Origin of the sequence: Acinetobacter sp. TUM15071 (genome assembly GCF_008980925.1) — a bacterium.
GTDB lineage: Bacteria > Pseudomonadota > Gammaproteobacteria > Pseudomonadales > Moraxellaceae > Acinetobacter > Acinetobacter dispersus.
Window position 1 is genome coordinate 89,140 of sequence record NZ_BKGB01000017.1, and the last position, 6,821, is coordinate 95,960.

Annotated in this window: 5 protein-coding genes; 2 read left to right on the forward strand and 3 right to left on the reverse strand. The window is 35.9% G+C overall.

Annotated elements, in window-relative coordinates:
* Nucleotides 1-98: 98 nt before the first annotated feature.
* Nucleotides 99-1,016, forward strand: a complete 918-nt coding sequence (locus GBI66_RS15475) for a LysR family transcriptional regulator (protein ID WP_151716698.1) — start codon at nucleotides 99-101, stop codon at nucleotides 1,014-1,016.
* Between the two features lie 26 nt (nucleotides 1,017-1,042).
* Here GBI66_RS15475 and GBI66_RS15480 read toward each other — a convergent pair whose 3' ends face one another.
* Nucleotides 1,043-1,330 carry a hypothetical protein gene (locus GBI66_RS15480; protein ID WP_151716699.1) on the reverse strand — a complete coding sequence of 96 codons (288 nt, stop codon included), beginning with the start codon at nucleotides 1,328-1,330 and terminating at the stop codon, nucleotides 1,043-1,045.
* A gap of 292 nt (nucleotides 1,331-1,622) precedes the next feature.
* Here GBI66_RS15480 and GBI66_RS15485 point away from each other — a divergent pair, with 292 nt between their 5' ends.
* A complete protein-coding gene (locus GBI66_RS15485) occupies nucleotides 1,623-2,768 on the forward strand; it encodes a DUF1624 domain-containing protein (protein ID WP_151716700.1) in 1,146 nt (381 codons plus the stop codon).
* 101 nt (nucleotides 2,769-2,869) lie between these two features.
* Here the strand turns inward: GBI66_RS15485 and GBI66_RS15490 are convergent, their stop codons facing one another.
* Together GBI66_RS15490 and GBI66_RS15495 are read right to left on the reverse strand one after the other, a co-directional pair.
* Nucleotides 2,870-5,215 carry a TonB-dependent hemoglobin/transferrin/lactoferrin family receptor gene (locus GBI66_RS15490; RefSeq protein WP_151716701.1) on the reverse strand — a complete coding sequence of 782 codons (2,346 nt, stop codon included), beginning with the start codon at nucleotides 5,213-5,215 and terminating at the stop codon, nucleotides 2,870-2,872.
* 507 nt (nucleotides 5,216-5,722) lie between these two features.
* Nucleotides 5,723-6,736 (reverse strand): AraC family transcriptional regulator, encoded by a 1,014-nt coding sequence (locus GBI66_RS15495; RefSeq protein WP_151716703.1) that lies wholly within the window; start codon nucleotides 6,734-6,736, stop codon nucleotides 5,723-5,725.
* Nucleotides 6,737-6,821: the final 85 nt, after the last annotated feature.

Below are 6,821 nucleotides of genomic sequence, written 5' to 3' on the forward strand. Positions count from 1 at the left end.
CATTTAAGATAAATCTAGCAAGTTAAGCCCCCTGACAAAACTCACAGAATTCACAATATACTGTCCTAAAATTAGCAACAATAAAGGGTAAAGACTGCGTGCAAAAACTTGATGATCTCTTATTATTTACTGAGGTTGTAGAACATGCTGGTTTTTCTGCCGCAGCAAGAAATCTAGGCATACAGCGTTCTAAGCTCAGTCGGCATATTGCTGAACTTGAAAATAGGATTGGAGTACGTTTATTTCATAGAAATACAAGGAATGTAGTACTAACCCCTGCAGGCGAAGAAGTCTACATCCATGCAAAAGCATTGAAACAGGCAGCGCATAATGCATTTGCTGTGGCAACAGACCTTGCTGGAGACCCCAAAGGTGTATTGCGTATCGGCTGTTCTTCAACATTGGCACAAGAAGCTCTGATGCCAATCCTCGCGTTATTTATGAGTGAATATCCTAAAATACGAATCATCATCAATACCTCAGATCACAATATTGACTTGATCAGTGCTCAAGTTGATCTCGTTTTTCGGATTTCATCCAAGCCTCTCGATGACTCCAGTTTAATTATACGTCCAATCTGTGATTTACCGATGGTATTGGTGGCCAGCCAAAATTACATGGAGGACAAACTACCAATCAAACATCCAAATGAGCTTAAGGCTTTAAACTTCATAGCGCTTAGTACTCAAAAAAATACTGTTTGCAAAGAATTTGTTTATCTTCACAATGAAATACATGCAATACAGCTTGAGCCATATATGAGCTGTGGCAATATGTCGGTGCTAAAATCAGCAGTTAAACAGGATATGGGAGCAGCAATCCTTCCAAAGTATTTATGTATTCATGAATTAAAATCAGGTCAATTTGTAGAAGTATTTGAACCAAATACCCGATGGGAACTTCATCACTCCCTGATTAATGCACTCATCCCCACACGACAAAATATTTTATTGGCAACAAAATTGTTTTTAGATTTTTCGATACCACTATTACGAGAAAAGCTAAATAAAAATTAGAATATTAATCACACATCCATGCATTTTTAATGTTTATAAAAAGAACAAAAACATACACCGAACATGTTGTAAATGAATTTAGCAGGTGCACCTATAGGATATACATCATGATCATGTAAATAAAAAATCTCCCCATCATCTAGTATTTTTAGAATCTGATTTTTTCTTTTTAATATAACGCCCTCTCTTATTATTTTAAAAACCTGTTCCTCATAAATTTCAAATAGATAAAAGAACACTATATCACCTTCCTTAAAATCTTTTGGTTCAAATTTCTTATATTTCTTACACTTTTTGCAAATCCAATCTTTCACTTGAAATACCTTAATTATAAGTTTTCAATAATATTTCACTCTTATTATATGGATTTATTTTCATAGTAATTAACAGAAAACTATTAAAAAATTATCATTTAGTGAAAATTTAAATAATTAACTGATTTTAATTCTTATTTTTATTTAAAATTTCTATATTTTCTCAATAAAGCCTTTTGCGGATAAAAAAAATCTTTAGATCCTATGCCTTGGCGATATCCTTGTTTGAGCTTCAATTCAAATTGTTATACTATAACATAACAATAGATATCTTTTTAACATGCACAAACTCATGCAAATATCCTCCCAACGCTTACAAGCAATCGATGCTTTAAGAGGTTTAGTTATCCTGATTATGATGGTAGATCATGTTCGTGAAACTTTTTATCTCCATCATCAAGTACCCGATCCTATGCTGATTGCTGATACCGACAAATCACTATTCTTGAGTCGAGTACTGGCTCATTTGTGCGCTCCCGTGTTCATCCTGCTAACTGGGTTATCTGCTTACCTCTATCAAGCCAAAAATAATCTTGTGATGACACGCGAATTTTTACTCAAGCGTGGATTATTTTTGATTTTCCTTGAGTTGGTTGTGATCAACTTTGCTTGGACTGGAAGCTTCCCACCCGATGTAATTTATTTACAGGTTATTTGGGCCATTGGTTTGAGTATGCTGGCTTTGGCAGCGCTGGTTGGCTTACCACGAAAAATTTTATGGACGATCAGTCTTGTTATTATTTTTGGGCATAACCTGCTGGATCAGGTCTCGTTTGAAAATATCCCTATCCTACAAAATCTATGGATGATTTTGCATGAACGAGGCTGGATTGACTTCGGAGAATTTATTCGATTTAGAACCTCTTATCCAGTTTTACCCTGGATTGGCGTGATCACACTGGGTTATTGTATTGGTACAGTCGCATTTAAACAAAATAGAAATGCAGGACAAAGAAATCTGATATTACTCAACTTTGGCTTATGCAGTATTGGCTTATTTTTGGTCTTAAGATGGATCAATATGTATGGCGATCAAGCATGGATTGTGATGCCGACCATCACTGAAACAATCATGAGTTTTGTCAATCTAACCAAATATCCACCCTCCCTTCTCTTCATTTTGTGGAATGTTGGTATAGGGCTACTGCTATTCGTGTTATTACAAAAGTTTGAAACTAAATCATGGATCAAGCCATTAATCATCTTTGGTTCAGTACCCATGTTCTTCTATATTGTTCACTTGTATGTACTAAAAGCTTTATATCTGATTGCCGTTCATATTTTTGGAACAAATCAAGGAGAATACTTTGGCGTAAATCATGTTGCTACGCTTTGGTTCATTGCAATCATACTCAGTATGCTACTTTATCCATTAATGCTTAAGTTTTCAGACTTTAAGCATAGAAATAAACATATCGCTTTGCTTAAATATTTTTAGAGCGAAAGGAAAAAGTTAAATCCGTACAGTTGTTGAAAATAAAACAAACATCTGTACGGATAAAACAGGATTTAAAGTTCAACTGAGATACAGCATTCGAACTAGAATGATTGAGAAATGCTTAGCTTATAATCACGACCTGTGCCTGTCATATATTCCCCTAAATACATCTTGTAGTCGCGATTAAACAGATTATCAATTGAGAAATTTAACTTTGGTCCTTTCTCCCCCACAGGCTGCCAGTCGGCGTAAACACTGTGCAGTGAATAACCTTTAGTTTTTGGCAAAGAGAAAGAAGATGCTGCAATCGACTTCTCATTGTCAGATAAACTCCGATCCTGTGCCGCCACAAAGATTCCTCTCCAGCCCATCGTTAAGTGATGCTCAGGCACATTTACACCCAAAGTCGCTGTGGCCTTTTTAGGAGGTATATCGGTCATCCATGTTTTTTGCTCAAACCAAGGATTCACAGGCGAATTATCACGCTGCCCACGAATATAAGAATAGGTTAAGCCTGTAAACCAAGTCGGCTGATTATAGAAAACCTCAGCCTCATATGCTTTGATCGTGTAATCGTTTACATTGCGATAAAAACCGTGATTATAGTTTCCATTACAGTCATTAATGCTGCCATTTTCACCGTTGGCATTGTTCTCTGCTTGTACCTTACAAAAAGTTGAAAGGTTACGGAAGATTTCGTCACTCCCTCGATTACGATGATAAGTCAGACGAACTTGTAAATGATCTTCTGATGCAAACACATCATCAAAATTCATTTCATTGCCTAAACGAATCGCGAGCATCTTTTCAGGTCGTAAATAACGGCTGGTCGAAGGCACGGATGTCACCGCTGATTGTACATAATATTGTTCATCTACCCGCGGAGCACGCCATGTCTTACTGATATTGGCAAACCAAGTCAGATAATCAGCCTGCTTCCATGCCAAAGCTAAACGTGGTGACCAACCTGTATAAGTCTTGCTGGAATAGTCATGCCCTGCACTTGGATCATTATAACGAGGTGCTCGGTTTGGATTGCCTGTATTGGTTATATGGTCGTAGCGAAGTGATGGCGTAATGGTAAAATTATTGATCTGATATTGATCTTCCACAAAGGCACTCAACATTTGCTGTTCACCTGATGGCATATAGTTGGGCTCATAATAACCAAAGTTATAATCAGGCTTTTTGGCATTGTTCTTATCATAGATCAGGGAATTCTGCTCCATCTTTTGATATTGCGCCCCCACTTTTAATTTATGCGTACCGTATTCAGTTGCAATATCGCTGATATTGCTGAGTTTAAGCGCCGTATTGGTATACGTTACCCAACTTTCATTGCCCAAGGTTGCCGCTGATCCATTAACGCTCGGTAGTCTTTGATCATGTTGATCCGTCTTTGAATAAGATGCGATAGCTTTTAGATTAAAGTATGGATTTGAGTCAGGGTTAAACTCATATCCCATCGAATAGCTGATATCGTTTTGATCACGGTAGACTAGACGACGCTTCCAAGCCTCCTCATAACCATATTTTTTAATATCCGCTTCAGTTGGTACAGCATCTTGATCACGCATAGCCGCAAATGGTTCCCAACCTTTATGTCCACCCTGCATCGCATTTAATGTGATTTTTTGACTGTCTGTCGGATGGAAATTCAGCTTGGCCAAATAGGTATTTTGCTCTTGTGCAGAATATAAAAACTTGGTGCCATCTGGGCGTTTAACATCACCACTGTCTCGATTGGTATAGTAAAACATTCCATCGACCAACCCATCTTCACTTTTGCCATATACCGCGCCTGTATAGGTGTTTTGTGCATTATTGGAGAACCGTGAATACTTTAAAAAAGCACCAATATTTTTATCATCTCGAAGCAGATCAGTTGCATCTTTGGTTTCCAATGTGACTTTTCCACCAAAACCACCATTACCAACTTCAACGTTATGTGGCCCTTTATCTACTGTGATTTTCTTTAAAATTTCGGGCTCAATAAAGACTGAACCCTGACGGTATTTATCAAAGCTTTTTACCGAGTCATCCAATGTAATTGGAACATCTTCAACCCCACCCATCCCTAAGATATTAATCGTTTGCCCACCTGGTCTTGGCGAACCAGCGGAACCAACACTTGGCATGTTATCTAGCAATTGAGCAACATTGTTTGCCTGATAACGATCGATGGCTTTTTGGTTTAATACACTCTGACCAAACTGAATGGTATCTTCTTTCTCTGCCTGCACCACAATTGGTGTCATTTGATAAATTTGGTTCTGATCATTGGCTGTGGATGAGCTTTTAGGCAATGCTACAGTTTTGTTCGAATTCACTAAAACTGTTGTTGTATTACTATCTGCATAGACCTGTACTGTTAAGACATTCATAGATAAAGCAATAGCTAGTGCAAGTGGCTTTATCACCGTTTTTTGAGAGAGAACTTGAAACATACATCTTCACCAAAAGATAAAAATTCATCGTCCGCCTAAATAGGCGATAAAATAATTAAGGATTTAAATAAAAATAATAAAATCAAAAAATTAGTGTTCGGCAACAGTCAACTTCTTCAATATTGAAGTAAGCAATGAAAGAATTAAGGCATCGACTCAGTGCGACATAGTAATCGGGATCACGATTTTGAATCAACGTATGTCTATCATTCGTTGGGAGAGGATTTATCATTAAATTATGCAAACACCATAAATAATAGTAATTATCATTTACATTTGAGAGTATGTAAATAACTTCTCCATTTTTTTAGAATGAACAATCAATTTTGAAGGATCGTCAAAAAAGACATCACCTTGATGATTGATACAACACCAAACACCGAACAAGAACAATCGAATAAAAGAACGGATGAAATCTGATCAAAGTTGTAGCGTGAATACAGGTCTTCACAATCACTACGATTTAACCACTCTCAAGTAATGAATAAAAAGTAAATGATGAAATTATCAACGATGATTTAAGATTTTTTTCTTTCGATATTGCAATGGGCTCATCCCCGTCCATGTTTTAAATGCTCGAATAAATGAAGTCTGCTCTTGATAAGCCAATAACATTGAAATATCCAAAATACTCAGATTTAAATCAGCAAGATAATCAAAAGCTAAATCTCTGCGAACTTGATTTAACCGCTCCTTAAAAGTGTACCCTTGCTGTTTCAATTTCATTTGAAAAATACGAGATGGGAGACCAATTTGGTTCGCCACATATTCAACGCTAATATTACCTTTACTCACTGCCTGAATTATTGATTTTTGTACCAGCTCATCAAAAACATCAAGATGGGGACGCTTTGACAGCAATAAATTTGCTTGTTTGGTTAAGATATCATTGAGAATTGGATCTGCATTTGGAACCGTTAAATCAAGGCTATTCATAGAAATATATATTTCAACATGATCACTTTCAAACTCCACAGAACAACCAAAAAAATTCTCATAATTATAAAAAAATTTATTTTTTTGTGTACTAAAATTTATTTTATGAACATGAATAATATTAGGATGGACCAATTGATTTAAAAACACATAAAAAACCCCCATCAACAATTCATCCACAAGATGATTGTTTTTTATATACGGATCTTCACTCCAGCTTATAATAATAAAATCATCAGAAATAGACATTTTTGCCGGTTTCGTTTCACAAAACAACCTTTGATACTTTATAAAAGAATTAAGAACTTCCAATATATTTTCACTAGACAATGCAATATATCCTAAAATACCAAGATGTTTGGGCTGCGCATATTTTGAAATATCTAACCCAAGTGTTGGCTTTGGATATTTTTGATTAATTTCTTCCAATAACTCAATCCAATCCCAAAGTGGAATTAATTCATTAGTTTTATAGTCACTCAAATATTTTGCATTTTTAAGATTATTTTTTACGCAAAAATAAATCAATAGGTTTTGCATCGCACTAGACACTAATTTTACTTGATTAGACTTACTCAAAACCATTTCACCCACTCTATCTCATATCAAGAACCACACCTCCAAGAAGGAATCAAAAACCACTCATGCAAGTACATTATTTACTCAAATT

Coding starts and splice junctions, on each gene's coding strand:
- GBI66_RS15485 (WP_151716700.1), top strand. CDS start 1,623: ATGCAAATATCCTCCCAACGCTTACAAGCAATCGATGCTTTAAGAGGT.
- GBI66_RS15490 (WP_151716701.1), bottom strand. CDS start 5,215: ATGTTTCAAGTTCTCTCTCAAAAAACGGTGATAAAGCCACTTGCACTA.
- GBI66_RS15495 (WP_151716703.1), bottom strand. CDS start 6,736: ATGGTTTTGAGTAAGTCTAATCAAGTAAAATTAGTGTCTAGTGCGATG.